The organism is Ruegeria sp. N11 (genome assembly GCF_056531525.1).
Genome location: NZ_JBQFLX010000018.1, coordinates 80828 through 95214 on the forward strand (window position 1 = coordinate 80828; position 14387 = coordinate 95214).

Annotated in this window: 13 protein-coding genes and 1 tRNA gene; 8 read left to right on the forward strand and 6 right to left on the reverse strand. The window is 60.0% G+C overall.

The features are described 5' to 3' along the window. Nucleotides 1-24: 24 nt before the first annotated feature. A complete protein-coding gene (locus ACR0J8_RS18280; RefSeq protein WP_480891543.1) occupies nucleotides 25-1296 on the forward strand; it encodes an NAD(P)/FAD-dependent oxidoreductase in 1272 nt (423 codons plus the stop codon). Nucleotides 1297-1298: 2 nt separating this feature from the next. Here the strand turns inward: ACR0J8_RS18280 and ACR0J8_RS18285 are convergent, their stop codons facing one another. Beyond that, nucleotides 1299-2000, reverse strand: coding sequence for an SDR family oxidoreductase (locus tag ACR0J8_RS18285; RefSeq protein ID WP_170824707.1), 702 nt, complete (start codon nucleotides 1998-2000; stop codon nucleotides 1299-1301). A 105-nt stretch (nucleotides 2001-2105) separates the two neighbouring features. On the opposite strand from ACR0J8_RS18285, the gene ACR0J8_RS18290 reads away from it, so the two are divergent. Then, nucleotides 2106-2957, forward strand: coding sequence for a LysR substrate-binding domain-containing protein (locus tag ACR0J8_RS18290; protein WP_480523717.1), 852 nt, complete (start codon nucleotides 2106-2108; stop codon nucleotides 2955-2957). Here the strand turns inward: ACR0J8_RS18290 and ACR0J8_RS18295 are convergent. Continuing rightward, nucleotides 2948-3850, reverse strand: a complete 903-nt coding sequence (locus ACR0J8_RS18295; RefSeq protein ID WP_480523715.1) for a LysR family transcriptional regulator — start codon at nucleotides 3848-3850, stop codon at nucleotides 2948-2950. The genes ACR0J8_RS18290 and ACR0J8_RS18295 overlap by 10 nt on opposite strands. A gap of 73 nt (nucleotides 3851-3923) precedes the next feature. On the opposite strand from ACR0J8_RS18295, the gene ACR0J8_RS18300 reads away from it, so the two are divergent. The 5 genes from ACR0J8_RS18300 to ACR0J8_RS18320 all read left to right on the forward strand — a co-directional run bounded on the left by ACR0J8_RS18300 (nucleotide 3924) and on the right by ACR0J8_RS18320 (nucleotide 11100). Further along, nucleotides 3924-7136, forward strand: coding sequence for a reductive dehalogenase (locus ACR0J8_RS18300; protein ID WP_480891548.1), 3213 nt, complete (start codon nucleotides 3924-3926; stop codon nucleotides 7134-7136). 128 nt (nucleotides 7137-7264) lie between these two features. Further along, the gene (locus tag ACR0J8_RS18305) at nucleotides 7265-8131 is read left to right on the forward strand and encodes an FAD binding domain-containing protein (protein WP_170682170.1); all 867 of its coding nucleotides are present in this window, start codon (nucleotides 7265-7267) and stop codon (nucleotides 8129-8131) included. Continuing rightward, nucleotides 8128-8607, forward strand: coding sequence for a (2Fe-2S)-binding protein (locus tag ACR0J8_RS18310; protein ID WP_170615926.1), 480 nt, complete (start codon nucleotides 8128-8130; stop codon nucleotides 8605-8607). Before ACR0J8_RS18305 ends, ACR0J8_RS18310 begins: the two co-directional genes overlap by 4 nt. Beyond that, nucleotides 8607-10862 carry a xanthine dehydrogenase family protein molybdopterin-binding subunit gene (locus ACR0J8_RS18315; protein ID WP_480523708.1) on the forward strand — a complete coding sequence of 752 codons (2256 nt, stop codon included), beginning with the start codon at nucleotides 8607-8609 and terminating at the stop codon, nucleotides 10860-10862. The genes ACR0J8_RS18310 and ACR0J8_RS18315 overlap by 1 nt, the downstream gene beginning before the upstream one ends. Continuing rightward, on the forward strand, nucleotides 10855-11100 hold the full coding sequence (locus ACR0J8_RS18320; protein ID WP_480523706.1) for a MoaD/ThiS family protein: 246 nt from the start codon (nucleotides 10855-10857) through the stop codon (nucleotides 11098-11100). The genes ACR0J8_RS18315 and ACR0J8_RS18320 overlap by 8 nt, the downstream gene beginning before the upstream one ends. Nucleotides 11101-11127: 27 nt before the next feature. Here the strand turns inward: ACR0J8_RS18320 and ACR0J8_RS18325 are convergent, their stop codons facing one another. The 4 genes from ACR0J8_RS18325 to ACR0J8_RS18340 form a co-directional block, all read right to left on the reverse strand. Next, entirely contained in the window at nucleotides 11128-11664 is a 537-nt protein-coding gene (locus ACR0J8_RS18325) for a hypothetical protein (RefSeq protein ID WP_480523705.1), read from the reverse strand. Next, nucleotides 11665-11925 carry a hypothetical protein gene (locus tag ACR0J8_RS18330; protein WP_480523703.1) on the reverse strand — a complete coding sequence of 87 codons (261 nt, stop codon included), beginning with the start codon at nucleotides 11923-11925 and terminating at the stop codon, nucleotides 11665-11667. It lies immediately after the preceding gene. Then, the gene (locus tag ACR0J8_RS18335) at nucleotides 11922-13037 is read right to left on the reverse strand and encodes a hypothetical protein (RefSeq protein ID WP_480891552.1); all 1116 of its coding nucleotides are present in this window, start codon (nucleotides 13035-13037) and stop codon (nucleotides 11922-11924) included. The genes ACR0J8_RS18330 and ACR0J8_RS18335 overlap by 4 nt, the downstream gene beginning before the upstream one ends. Before the next feature lie 318 nt (nucleotides 13038-13355). Next, nucleotides 13356-14054, reverse strand: coding sequence for a lysophospholipid acyltransferase family protein (locus ACR0J8_RS18340; RefSeq protein WP_480523699.1), 699 nt, complete (start codon nucleotides 14052-14054; stop codon nucleotides 13356-13358). Between the two features lie 143 nt (nucleotides 14055-14197). Between ACR0J8_RS18340 and ACR0J8_RS18345 the strand changes: the two genes are divergently transcribed. Continuing rightward, nucleotides 14198-14273 (forward strand) — tRNA-Trp (locus ACR0J8_RS18345). Nucleotides 14274-14387: the final 114 nt, after the last annotated feature.

The following is a 14387-nucleotide window of genomic DNA, read 5'->3' on the forward strand; positions in this document are numbered from 1 at the left end:
TGGTGCGAATCCGAGGGCGTCGAGTTGAGCGATCATGAAAAGCCATTGTGGCTGAATACCAGCCGCGAGCATGTGGACAGCACCCGGCTGACTGCCGATCTGACCGTGGATCTGGCGATAATCGGCGGGGGTTACACCGGCTGTTCCGCTGCCCTGACGGCCGCCAAAGCAGGCGCATCGGTCTGTCTGCTCGAGGCGCAGGAGATCGGGCACGGCGGATCGGGGCGCAATGTGGGGCTGGCCAATGCGGGCCTATGGCTGCCCCCTGACGACATCCGCGCGCATCTCGGTAAGGCCGAAGGCGACCGACTGATTGACCTGTTGGCCGGGGCTCCGGACGAAGTCTTTCGCCTGATCGGGCAACACGGAATTGACTGTGCGCCGGTCAGGAACGGGACATTGCATTGCGCACATTCCCCGGCAGGCAATCAGGACCTTGCGAAACGCCATGCGCAGCTCCGCGCATCCGGCGCTCCGGTCGAGCTGTTGACTGCCGAGGAAACCAGCAGACGTACCGGCAGTTCCGCGTTTCACGGTGCGCTTTTTGATCCCCGGGCGGGAACCATCCAGCCGCTGTCTTATGTTCAGGGGCTTGCCCGGGCCGCAATCGCGGCCGGGGCGCGAATGTTCACGAACAGCCCCGTGCGTTCCGTGACACAGAACGAGGGCGGCTGGTCACTGATCACGGAAGGCGGAGTTGTTCGGGCCAAGGCGCTCATTCAGGCGACAAACGCCTATCACTGCGACCTGCAGGAAACCGCGCCTGCCTACGTGCCGGTCTACTACTTCCAATATGCAACGCAGCCTTTGCCGGATGATGTGCGCGAAAGCATCCTTGCGGGCGGCGAAGGGTGCTGGGACACCGGCCTGATCATGACATCCTTCAGAATGGATGCCGATGGGCGCTTTATCATCGGCGCGATGGGGGATCTGGGCCACGCCGGGCGGTGGGCCCATTCCGGGTGGGTGCGCCGCAAGATGGCCGAGCTTTATCCGCAACTGGCGGACCAGCCGCTGACAGATGGCTGGCATGGGCGAATTGCAATGACATCGGATCACATCCCGAAAATCACTCGGCTTGGACCGCGCGCCTTGTCCGCGCACGGCTTTTCCGGGCGTGGCATCGGGCCGGGAACCGTGTTTGGGCGTCTCATGGCCGAAAGCCTTCTGGTGGATGATCCGTCAGTGCTGCCAGTACAGCCCGTGGCTGCGCATCGTGAAGGCTGGACAGGATTGCGCCGCGCCTTTTTTGAAACAGGCGCGGCATTGACGCATCTGGTGAAGGCACGGTTCTGAGGTCAGACGGATCGTGTGATGCCACCGTCCACGCGAATGTTCTGACCCGTGATGTATCCGCCCCCTTCGGATGCCAGCAGGGCAACGACGGACGCGATCTCATCATAGCTGCGACCGTACCTTCCCATGGGTATGCGCGCCCGGAATTCCTCTTTCTCGGGCAGGCTGTCGATAAAGCCGGGCAGGACGTTGTTCATGCGGATATTGTCTGCTGCGTATTTGTCCGAGAACAGTTTTGTAAAGGCCGCCAGACCAGCCCGAAACACGCCGGAGGTCGGAAACACCGGATCCGGTTCGAATGCGGCGAAGGTCGAGATGTTGATGATCGATCCACCGCCCTGCGTCTGCATGATTGGTGTGACCAGCCGTGTCGGGCGGACGGCATTCATGAAATAGACGTCCATTCCGGTGTGCCAGTCCTCGTCCGTCAGTTCCAGAACAGGCGCGCGCGGTCCGTGTCCGGCGGAATTGACCAGCACGTCAATGCGGCCCCATTGCGCCATGGACGTATCAACCAGCCTTTGCAGATCTTCATTGGACTGGTTCGATCCGGTAACGCCGACGCCGCCCAACTCATCCGCCAGCGCCTCGCCCTTCCCGGATGAGGACAGGATGCCGACCTTGAAGCCATCCGCCGCCAGCCGCCGAGCCGCATCCGCGCCCATGCCGCTGCCGCCAGCCGTGATCAGAGCCACTTTTGCCATTTCTTCTCTCCGATTGAATGTCTGGATTGAATGTGGAGGTTGCGGCCGGGTTTGACCAATCAGTTCTTCTGCCATAAAACAGTAGGAAATCTACTGGTTTATGCGATGGCCGCTCTACCTCCGTTGAATGCATTGCGGGCTTTTGAAGCTTCGGCACGACACCTGAACTTTCGACGCGCCGCTGATGAACTGGGCGTTACACAAGGCGCGGTCGCGCAGCAGGTGCGCGGGTTGGAGGCGCGGCTGGCGGAAAAACTGTTCGACCGCATGCCACGCGGGTTGCGCCTTACCGAAGCGGGGCGGCGGTTTCACGCACCGCTGCAACGGGCCTTCCAGCTTATCGAAGAGGCCGTCGATGACCTGGCCGGCACAAGACAGATCACCATTTCGGTTACACCCAGTTTCGCGTCGAAATGGCTGGTCCCGCGCCTGAACACATTCACGGACCTGCACCCCGACATCTCGGTTCAGGTAGACGCCCGAGAGCGGCTGGCAGACTTCCGGGCCGACAATGTAGATATCGCCGTCAGGCAGGGTCGCGCACCTTTCGGGCCCGGGCTGATCGTAACACCCCTGTTTTCGACCGAGTTCGTTGCCGTTTGCAGTCCGGACCTGGCAGGGAATGTGCGGGCTGCGCGTGATCTTCTGGGCCAGGTCCTGCTGAACGATACGCACGGACTCTGGCCGCTTTTTCTTGAGCGTGTCGGAGTAACCGGCAAACCCCGGATGATGAGTTTCAGCCAGACCAGCCTTGCCATCGATGCGGCGATGTCGGGGCAGGGGATCGCGCTGGCAAACGCACCGCTGGTAGAGAGGGAACTTGAATCCGGTCGTCTGGTGCAACCCCTGCCGGATGTTCTGATCGGGGATCTGGGGTTTCACGTCGTGGCACCTGCCAATCCACGACAGCCAGAACTGGTCGGGTTGGTTCGCGACTGGCTGTTGTCTCAGACCTGAAGCCTTGCGGCAACCGCTTCGATCCGGTTTCGCAGCCACCGATGCGCGGGGTCGTTGGTCGATCGTTGGTGCCAGACCATGTAGATCGAAACCGGGTCGCAGTTGAACGGAAGCGGCGCGCAATCAAGCGAAGACAACGGCCCCTGTTTCATCAGCGCCGTGTCGGTCGAAATCAGATCGCTGCCTTTCACGAAAGATGGAATAGCGTTGAAATGCGGCAGGGCCACGGTGGGTGGCCTGATCTGCGACTGATCCACGCCGCGCATCACCGCGCGCGAACTGCGTCCATCGGCAAACCGCACTTCGACATGTTCCGCCTGACAATAGCTGGACCAGCTGTCCGGGGGCGTTCGCATCGCGCCGTCATAGAAAATCATCAGCGGGCTGGTGATCAACAGCTTCTGAATGATGTCCGGCCCGTCCGGCGGCAGCGGCGTCAGCATCAGTTGGCACCTGTCACCGCGCAGCAGGTCGGGGTCGGGTACACCTGACGGAATAAAACCAAGTTCAACGCGAATGCCGTCCGCGCGGCTTGCGCGCAGCAGCTCGGGAAAGATCAGCTCGCGCGGCATGTCGTTGGTGGCGATCCCGAACGCCATTTCTTCGGACAAGGGATCGAATGGGCGCTCGTGGGTCAGGGCCCGCATATCGTCGAGCAGCGTCTGAACCGGCTCTTTCAGGGACAAGGCGCGCTCGGTCGGGGTCAGGCCCTGACCTGAACGAATGAACAGCGGATCGTTCAACACCAGTCTCAGCTTCGCCAGTGTATGACTGATTGCAGATTGCGTAACGCCAAGCCGGTCGGCCGCCTTCGAGACCGAGCTTTCCTCGAGTATCGTCAGGAAGATGCGCAGCACCTTGCCATCCAAATCAGTAAAATCAGTTTTGCTCATACAATCTATGATTATTCATGAATGGATTTGCTGTCCACGGCAGGATAGGCAGCTTTCAGATCAGGAGGCGCGAATGGGAATACGCTTTTTCTCGGACAAGAACCGACCCGTCCACATGGGGGCTTACCCAATGGAGCGGTTGGCTCGGCAGGACAACCTTCCGGATCTGTCGCTTGTGCCGCCGATGAAAGAGCTCAGCTTTCACCGCCCCGACCAGCCTGAAAGCATCGTAAACGCGATGGGCGAATTTCAGGCCATGATGGATGCTATTCGTGACGGGTTCGTGAACCCCGCGATGGCTGGAATCCCGAACAGCCCGTCGGAGCGTGCCAATCATCTGAAGGCGTTTGGTTATTTCAATGATGCCTCGATGATCGGATGCGGACCGCTGCCGGCTGAGGCGCTGTTGCCCGAACCCCGGAGAAATCGCGACATCGACCGGCTGGCCCACGCCCTGAGAACGCGCCAGACCAAGACGCTGGCCTCGGGCATCGATGTGATCATGGCGGATCTGAAGGAAAGCATGGAGGCGGAGACCGGCTCGATAGACGCCCACCGACACGCGATTGTTTTCCTGTACGAACATCATCGCGACCCGGACGCGGATGAGCCGGGGACAGAGTGGATCAGGGATGCACAGGACCATCGTGCCTGCCTTTTGGCGACCGAAAACGCGGTGGTGATTGCCAACTATATCCGATTGCTCGGGTTCGATGCGCGGGCGCATACGGTCATGTCGTCCGAGGTGGATCTGAACAGGCTGGCCGTTGCCGCGGGGCTGGTCACGGCCGAGGGCGGCGCGCTTGTCGCCCCCTGGCTTGGCAAACGGTTCGGGTTGGCCGCAATCACCGCCGAGATGGAGATCGCCCATGACAAGCCCCTGAAGCCCATGGCGCAGCAGCCGTGGTTCAAAACTCAGGGTCCCGCGTGGTGGCTGGGGGCAGGTTTCGCCAAAAGTGCGCTGAACCGTGACCTCTATGCCAAGCGGCGCTATGTGGATGGCGCGCATCCGTTCGAAAAGCTGACGCGTGTCGACGATCCAACCACATACATTGACGAGGAAAACGTGGCCCGTGTGCCGAAACGGGCGGACATGTTTGCCCGCGCGCAATTCGGAGATATGGGCAAGCCCCTTCAAGACGCGGCCAAAGGCGGGCACTACGTCCGCAAATCCGCGCCCAGCTTCGCACAAAGGCGCGCGCTGGGTGCCTTCGTTCTGCTGCAGGATGGCGACAGCGCCGACGGGTTCAAGCCAACAGATGCGCAGCGGAACGCGGCGAACATCAAGGCGGCGTCCTACTTTCTGGGGGTCGATGCGGTCGGTCTCAGCCGGTGCCCGGACTGGGCCTGGTATTCCCACGACGCAACCGGCGAAGCCATCGACCCGCCCCATGATCAAGCCGTCAGCATGATCATTGATCAGGGGTATGAGACGATGGAAGGCGCCAGCGGTGACGATTGGATCAGCGTCGCCCAGTCCATGCGCGCGTATCTGAGATTTTCCTTACTGGGCGGGGTGATTGCCCAGCAAATCCGCAATCTGGGCTACAAGGCCAAGGCGCATACGGTCATGGATGGCGAAGTGCTGCAGCCACCACTGCTGTTGCTGTCTGGGTTGGGCGAAGTCAGCCGCATTGGCGAGGTGATCCTGAACCCCTATCTCGGGCCGCGTCTGAAATCGGGCGTGGTAACGACAGATATGCCGATGAGCCACGACAAGCCCATCGACTTTGGCCTGCAAAGCTTTTGCGAGTCCTGTAACAAATGCGCGCGCGAGTGCCCCTCGGGGGCGATCACTGCCGGACCGAAACTGATGTTCAACGGCTATGAAATCTGGAAGTCCGACAGCCAGAAATGCGCCACCTATCGGATCACGACACCGGGCGGGTCCATGTGCGGGCGGTGCATGAAAACCTGCCCTTGGAACCTTGAAGGCCTGTTCAGCGAACGCCCTTTCCGCTGGGCAGCGATGAACATCCCATCCGCCGCACCCGTGTTGGCGCAATTGGACGACGCGCTCGGAAATGGCGGTTTGAACGACACCAAGAAATGGTGGTGGGATATCGAGTTGCAGGCGGACGGGGCCTATCGCCCTTCGACCCATCCCCTGAACCGGCGTGACCTGCAAAAGGATCTGGACCTGAAATACGAGGATCAGACGCTGGCCGTCTACCCGGCTTACCTGGCCCCGCACCCATGGCCCTATCCTTTCGCGATGGACCGCGAGGCCGGGATTGCCGCCTATGAGGCTCTGGTTTCGGCAGACGAGTACAAGGCGCGCAAAGCCGCCGGGGATATGAGCGTGGTTCACCGCTATCAGATCGCCGGAGACGCACCGGTGATGCGGGTTGAACTGACCAGGGTCGACAAGATGTCTTCTGATGTCACGAAATACGAATTCTCGGCCATGGATGGTGCGCCGTTGCCGGACTGGACTGCCGGCGCACATTTGGATGTATTGGTCGCCCCGGAATTTCTGCGTCAGTATTCCATGTCGGGCGATCCTGCTGACCGGACTACGTATCAGATCGGCGTCCTGCGCGAAGATGAAGGGCGCGGCGGTTCGGCGCTGTTGCACCGTATCTTCGGCAAGGGGCGCAAGGTATTCATTTCAAAACCCATCAATCACTTTGAACTGGATGAGACTGCCAGCAAGACGTTCCTGATGGGCGGCGGTATCGGCATCACCCCGATGATTGCCTTTGCGCACAGGCTTCACGCGCTGGGCAGAGACTTCGAGCTGCACTATTCCGCCAGTACGCGGGCGGACGCTGGTTACCTGCAGGACCTTGCCGCAGCGCCCTGGGGCGATCATGTGCACTACCATTTTTCAGACGAAAACACCCGGGCCGATCTGGATGTCATCCTGTCTGATTATCAGGAAGGATGGCACGTTTATACCTGCGGTCCGGATCGATATATGGACGGCGTGATACAAGCGGCAGAACGACAGGGTTTTCCCGAAGACGCCCGGCATCTGGAGTATTTCTCGGTTCCCGAGCAACCCGAATACGAAAACCATCCGTTCATTCTGAAGCTAGCAAAGTCAGGCAGGGAGCTGACCGTCCCATCGGACAAGGATGCCGCGCAGGTTCTGAATGAGGCGGGAATTCATGTGGATGTGAAATGCGCCGACGGCATTTGCGGGGTCTGCAAATGCGGGGTTATCTCGGGCGAAATTGAGCATCGTGATTTTGTGTTGTCGAACCGGCAGCGCGAAGGAGCTATCATTTTATGCCAAAGCCGCGCCGCGACTGCGGATGGCGTGATCGAGATTGACCTCTGACAATTGCTCAAAAACGACTTTGGGAAACCTAAATTTTGGTCGTTCCGGCCATGGACGCCACTTGGTTGCTGCACTAACGTCCCGTTCAAACCCCAGTTAATCCTGATCCACAGGTGCGAGGTAAACAAATGGACTATCACAGCCCCAACAGTTTCGAAGAAGCTTCGGCGCTGGCAGCGAATGCAACGGGCACGACCCGGTTTCTTGCAGGCGGCACCGACGTTCTGGTGCAATTGCGTTCGGAACTGGTGACCCCCGATACACTGATCGACGTGAAAAAAATCAATGGGGTGCGGGACATCACCCGAAACGCCGATGGCAGCTGGACCCTTGGCGTCGCCGCCACCGGTGCCGAAATGAGCGAGCACCCCGAACTTGGCCGCGACTGGCCCGGCGTGGTCGAGGCAATGGATCTGATCGGCTCCACCCAGGTTCAGGGACGCGCGACTTTGACGGGCAACCTGTGCAATGGCTCGCCTGCGGCTGATTCCGTGCCGGCCATGGTAGCGGCCGGTGTCACGGTGACCGTGACCGGTCCTGGCGGCACGCGGGAGGTCGCGGTCGAAGATATTCCTGTCGGCCCCGGAAAGACCTCGCTGACCAAGGGCGAGTTGATTTCCGCAGTGCACATTCCGGCGCGGGGAGACAACGGTGGAGACGCATATCTGCGCTTCATTCCACGTACCGAGATGGACATCGCCGTCGTCGGCGTCGGCGTGAACCTGCGCCTGGATGGTGATAAGATCACCGAGGCGCGTGTTTCGCTGGGTGCGGTGGCCCCGACCGTTCTGCTGGTCGAAGACTGCGCCAGGGCCATCATCGGCACCACTCTGGACGACGCCGCGCTTGATGCACTGGCTGCGGCTGCATCCGCAGCCTGTAATCCGATCAACGACAAACGCGGCACAATCGAATTCCGCACCGAAGTTTCGGGTGTTCTGGCAAAGCGCGCCGCAAAAATCGCCTATGCCCGCGCGAAGGGAGAGCAAGCATGAGCAAGTTACACGTATCCACCACCGTGAACGGTGACGCGGTTGAATACCTGTGTGATCCCCGCGAAACCTTGCTGGACTGCCTGCGAGACAAGCTGAACCTGACCGGCGCCAAAGAAGGCTGCGGCACCGGCGATTGCGGCGCGTGCTCGGTCACGGTTGATGGCCGTCTGGTATGCTCGTGCCTGATGCTGGGTGTCGAGGCGGAGGGAAAGCAGATCGAAACCGTCGAAGGTATCGCGGATGGCGATGTTCTGCACCCGCTGCAGAAGAAATTCATCGAATACGCCGCCCTGCAATGTGGCATCTGCACGCCGGGTATTCTGGTTGCGGCGAAGTCCCTGCTGGAAAAGAACCCGAACCCGACCGAGGAGGAGACCCGGTACTGGCTGGCGGGCAACCTGTGCCGCTGCACGGGATATGACAAGATCATTCGTGCCGTGATGGATACGGCAGCTGAGATGCGGGAGGCTTCGTAATGGCACTCGACGATCGGAAATCCGAATTCAATTTCGTGGGTACCCGTCCTGACCGGCCGGATGGTCTGGACAAGGTGACGGGCCGGGCCCGGTTTGGCGCCGATGCTTATGCGCCCGGTATGCTGCATGGTGCGATCCTGCGTTCCCCTCATGCGCACGCGCGGATCGTGAAGATCGACGCATCGAAGGCCGAGGCGCTGAAGGACGTCAAAGCCGTTGTGACCCGGGCCGATTTCGCGGATGTGCCCTTCAAGCCCGGTTTGGAAGGCGAATTCTGGAGCGTGCTGGAAAATGTCATGGCGGGTGAAAAGGCCCTCTATGACGGTCACGCTGTTGCGGCGGTTGCGGCCACGTCGGCTTTGGCTGCGCGCGATGCGCTCAAGCTGATCGAGGTCGAGTACGAAGTGCTGCCCCACGTCACGGATGTGGACAAGGCTATGGCCCCTGATGCGCCGGTAATCCGCGAAGGGGCTGCGGACTATTCCGTGCCCGAAGGGATGCACCCCAACGTCGTGCGTTATCACGAAAGCGGCCATGGCGACGTCGAGGCCGGGTTTGCCGAGGCGGATTTGATCCTGGAAGACAGTTTTGTGACCGAGGCAACGCATCAGGGCTATATCGAACCGCACGCCTGCCTTGGATCTCTGGGCAGTGACGGCAAGGGTGAGCTGTGGTGCTGCACGCAAGGCCATTGGTACGCGCAGAAATACTGCGCCACGCTGGTAGGCATTGAAACGGCGCAGCTGCGGGTGACCGCCTCGGAAATCGGTGGTGGCTTTGGTGGCAAGACCACCGTGTTCATCGAACCGGTTGCACTGGCGCTGAGCCGCAAGGCCAACCGGCCTGTTAAGATCGTAATGAGCCGCTCTGAGGTGTTCCGAGCTACCGGCCCGACCTCGTCCGCGTCGATGGATATCAAAATCGGCATGAAGAAAGACGGCACGATCACGGCGGCCGAAGGTATCTTCCGACTGCAGGGCGGTGCTTTTCCGGGAGCGCCCGGGGATATGACCGCCATGTGCGCTTTTGCGCCCTACAACCTGACCAATGTTCGTCAGGTCGGCTATGACGTTCTGGCCAACCGTCCGAAACAGGCCGCCTATCGCGCCCCCGGCGCACCCATGGGGGCGTTCGCAGTGGAATCCGTGCTGGATGAGCTGTGCAAAAAGCTGGGGCTGGATCCGGTGGACGTGCGTCTGAAGAACGCGGCGCACGAAGGCACCAAAGCCAGTTATGGCCCGACTTACGAACGTATCGGTCTGGTCGAAACGCTTGAGGCGGCCAAGGCCCATCCCCACTATTCGGCGCCGCTGAAACCGGGGCAGGGGCGCGGCATTTCGTGCGGGTTCTGGTTCAATCACGGTGGTGAAACCAGCGTCTCGCTTGCGCTGTCCGAGGACGGCTCGGCCCAGGTTATGGTCGGCACACCCGACATCGGTGGCTCGCGTGCGTCGATGGCCCTGATGGCGGCCGAAGTGCTGGGTATCCCATACGAGAACATTCGTGTCACCGTCGCGGATACGGCGACGCTGGGCTACAACGACGTAAGCCACGGCTCGCGCGTGACTTATGCCAGCGGTTTGGCGACCATCAAGGCAGCCAGAAACGCTGTGGAACGTCTGTGCGAACGCGCGGCGGCCAAATGGGGTATCCCGGTCGATGCGGTTAAATGGGAAAACGGCTGTGCCGTGCCTTCGGGTCCGAACGCAGGCGATTTCGATCCAATGCCGCTGGCCGATATCACCGCCGATATGGGTGCGACCGGTGGTCCGATCTCGGGGCATTTCGAAGCCACTCCGGAAGGGGCGGGTGTGTCATTCGGCACCCATATCGTCGATGCCGAGGTCGATCCGGAAACCGGCAAAACCGCGATCACCCGCTATACGGTCATTCAGGATGCCGGTAAGGCCATCCACCCGACTTACGTGGAAGGTCAGTATCAGGGCGGTGCCGCGCAAGGCATCGGCTGGGCGCTGAACGAGGAGTATATCTACGGCGAAGATGGCAGGCTGCAGAACTCGATTTTCCTCGACTATCGCATTCCTGTGGCCAGTGACCTGCCGATGATCGACACGGTGATTGTCGAAGTGCCCAACCCCGGTCACCCGTTCGGTGTGCGCGGCGTGGGCGAGACCGGCATCGTGCCGCCGCTGGCGGCCATCGCCAACGCTGTCTCCAATGCGGCGGGCGTGCGGATGAAGCAACTGCCAATGTCGCCGCCCCGCATTCTGGCGGCGCTCAAGGACAATGGTTGAGGTCCATCTCTGGTCCGGCCTCCGGTCTCTGACCGGGGGCCGGCAGGTGGTCGAGGTGCAGGCCAAAACCACCGGCGAGTTGCTGCGCGAACTTGTTCGCGCGCATCCGCAATTGCAGGCACCGATTGATGCCGGGGTATCAATCGCCATCGACGGCCGCGTCATCGCCTCGGGTTTGACCGAACCGATCCCGGAAGGCAGCGAGATTTACCTGATGCAACGCCTGCGTGGCGGCTGAGCGAGGTTGACCCCGAAGGGGCAACGATCAGTTCACTAAGTCTTCGGCTATTTGATCCACGGCGGTTTGCAGAGAGTCGCGTCGATATTGCGTGCTGTCGGCGAAGGCGTCGAAACGGGCCGAGGCCGTCAGAATTTGAACGCCGTCCCGTGGGGTGATATCGAAACTGATCGAAGAGATAATGCAGTTTCCCAGCAAGGCGCGGATTTCAGTACAGATTCTGCGTGCATTTTCGAACACCTCTGCGCGGTTGCCCAGAGTGTTGTGAAGATCGCGGCCACCAATCAGCCGCACCCGGGCCGAGATGAGTTCGCCGTTCTTTACGACTGACGGATCGCCGGTTTCGTAATCCGGGACATATTGCAGGTTTCCGATGATCCTGACGGTTCCATCCCGTGAAAGCGTGGCGTTGGATTTGGAAACATCACATTTTGTTCCCAGGTTGCCCAGTACTTCAAAACAGTATCCCGCAAGAGTTTGCGGCGCGCGTGCATGGGCATAAAGTTCCTGAAAATCCGGCTCTGGCAGGGTTTCTCCGGGCTTCAGCAAAGCCTCAAACGGCATTTACAGCTTGTATGACACATAGCGACCTGTGGTCAGGTCCGTGGGGTTGAATGCTGCGTTCAGCTTCTTGTTGTTGCGCAGCCAGGCAACTAGTGGTTGGCCTTCGGCAAGTTCACCCACGGTTTCAAACGCCGCGTCGTCGCCGGACTGCGCCCGGGATACCGCGTGGCTGATTTGATAGCCCCAGTACTTCGTCGGCAGATACCACACCGCAAGTAACGCCAGGATTGAAAGAGTCAGGGCCGTACCTATCAGTTTCATTGCCGGGACACCTCCTGCGGCGCCGGATCAAGCAACGCAAGGTCACCACCGACCGCAGCGGTCAGCAGCATGATACGCGTGTCCTCAAACGTGTCATCTCCGATCAGCGTAAAGTCGTTTTCCGAGACATAGACATCACGTCCTGCCATGCTGCGATATTCGATTGGCTGGTCCGGCAGGTCGCCCACCAGGACATGGGCCGCACTGTTGGGGGCTGTTACATTGGTGTCCGCAGGCACACCCATGAGCTGCCGGTACCATGCGTCAAACGCGCGATAGCCGGTGTTGAAGCTGTAAATTTGGTTCGTGTACAGATCATTTCCGTTATCCGCCTTGGTCTGCGCGGGCCAATGCGCCTGTGGCCTTCGCCATGGTGCAACCATGCAAGGCCCCGGGTCATCATTCGCGCCAAATTCAAAGTTCGTTACAAAGTCGCTGATCCGGATTGCCTCGAACGGCACGTCCTGTTCAGGCGCCACAAGACCCGAGTTCTCGCCGATCATCGCGACATGCGACAAGGAGACTCCCTTGGCCAGTTGCAGGTTCCAGATCACGTTCTGTCGGAAGCTTTGCAGCACCAGGTAGACGGGTGCCGACGTGTCGGTGACAAACACGTCCACGGCAAACATCCGTCCCTGCGCCTGGGATCCGGTCTGATAGTGTTTTTCCGAAACCTGCAAACCCTTGATATGGTCGATCAGTGCATTTGCGATGGCCCGGTTCGAGAACACATGGGTCGTTGTCGGCAGCGTGCCGGTCTCCATGCGCACGTTATAGACAACATCATTCGGCTGCGGTCTTTTGAAGGTGCATTCGGAGTTAACGGCAAAAGGGATCAGCACGTTGGGCGGGGCGTCCTGCCCTGCCGGATCAAAGCCCGTCGCCACATCCAGAACGGTTAATTGTTCCCGGTCCGCAGTTGCCAGACCCGGGCTGGGAATGCTCCAGCCTTGATCGGTGATCTGGCGAACGTCCTGCACAGGCTTGGGTTGTGGCTGTGGGGCCGGCTGGTTGTCCGGGGCCGCCGCTTGCGACAGTTTCCACTCGTCGAACATCATCAGGCCGTAGAACCCGCCAATTCCGGCCATGGCCGCCAATATGGCCCAGATCATCGCGTTGCGGAGATTATGACCTTTCGGTACCGGTTCACTGGGTGGAGCTTCTGTTTGGACTTGCGGTGGCGGAGGGGTGCCGTGTTTCTGCTGAATGCGTTGTATTCGTTCTGAAAAATCTTGCTTTTGCTTTGAATCGGTCATGGCGTCGTATCTCGTGATTCGGCATCGACGTTAATTGAAAATTTCAACCGCTGCGAGAATGCGTGGCGGCGAAACATGCCGTTCGAAATGACTGTTGCAGGAAGACATAGCAACTGCACCTTGTTTGAAGCAGTTAAAGTCCGGATGTTTTTACTGGATTTGATGCTTGGCTTGTTAACCCTGCCAGGGTTCACGCCCGACCATCCGGTCCGCTTCTGCCGTGATATCGTTCATGTGGTGCTCAAGGCTTTGCCTGAGCGTTTCGATCTGTTCTTCACTGGCCTTGCGGGGGACGGTTTCGGTCCATTCCCGGCACAGGAAAACGCCCTGATTGCGCCAGGGGCGGGGCAGCAGCATGCGGTCCCACGTTCCGGCCTCGCGCCCGTAGCGGGTAGAAAAGGTAATGCCAAACACCCGTTTGCCCGAGGTGCGGGCCCAAACCAGCGGCACGGTCGACAACACCCGTTCGGGCCCACGCGGACCGTCGGCGGCAATGCCAATCGAAATGCCCTGCTTGATCATCCCCAGCACCTCGCGCGACAAGGCGACGTGGCGTTTCCGGCTGGTCATGGCGATCGAGTCCAATCCGAACAGCTTTTGCACCCGGCCCACCATGCTGCCGGCGCGCGCGGCCGACGTGATGGTACAAACCCGTCCCTTATCCAATGGAAAGAGATAGGGCGATAGCGTCAGCCGCTGGTGCCACATCACAACGATCACCGGCTCACCCTGTTCCACCAGTTTGTCCATTTCCTCAAACCCGAGGCGCTGCCAGCTCGTGTTGCGATGAACCATCCGGATGTAGCTGGCGATCCGCCGCGCCGCCCAGTTGAGAACGGCTTCGCTGTCTGCGATTTTCTTGCGGAGGCTCACGTATTGTATCCCTGTACTGACCAGACCTTGTCTTAAAGAACTGCGCGTCCGGTGCAACTTGTTTGTCCCCGGGATGATCTGACGATGAATCGCAAAAAGCCTCTTGAGTCCGCCGCGCGGCTGGCATATCTGGGTCGCACCACAGGGGTATAGCTCAGTTGGTAGAGCGACGGTCTCCAAAACCGTAGGTCGCGGGTTCGAACCCTGCTGCCCCTGCCATTAAAATCAACCACTTAGATGCAGATATGCTTGCCAGCGCAAAAATTTTTGTGCGATTTTTTGTGCGTTATTCAAAAAAACCCAGAACCTGATTCCATTGTGTCCAGCCGCATG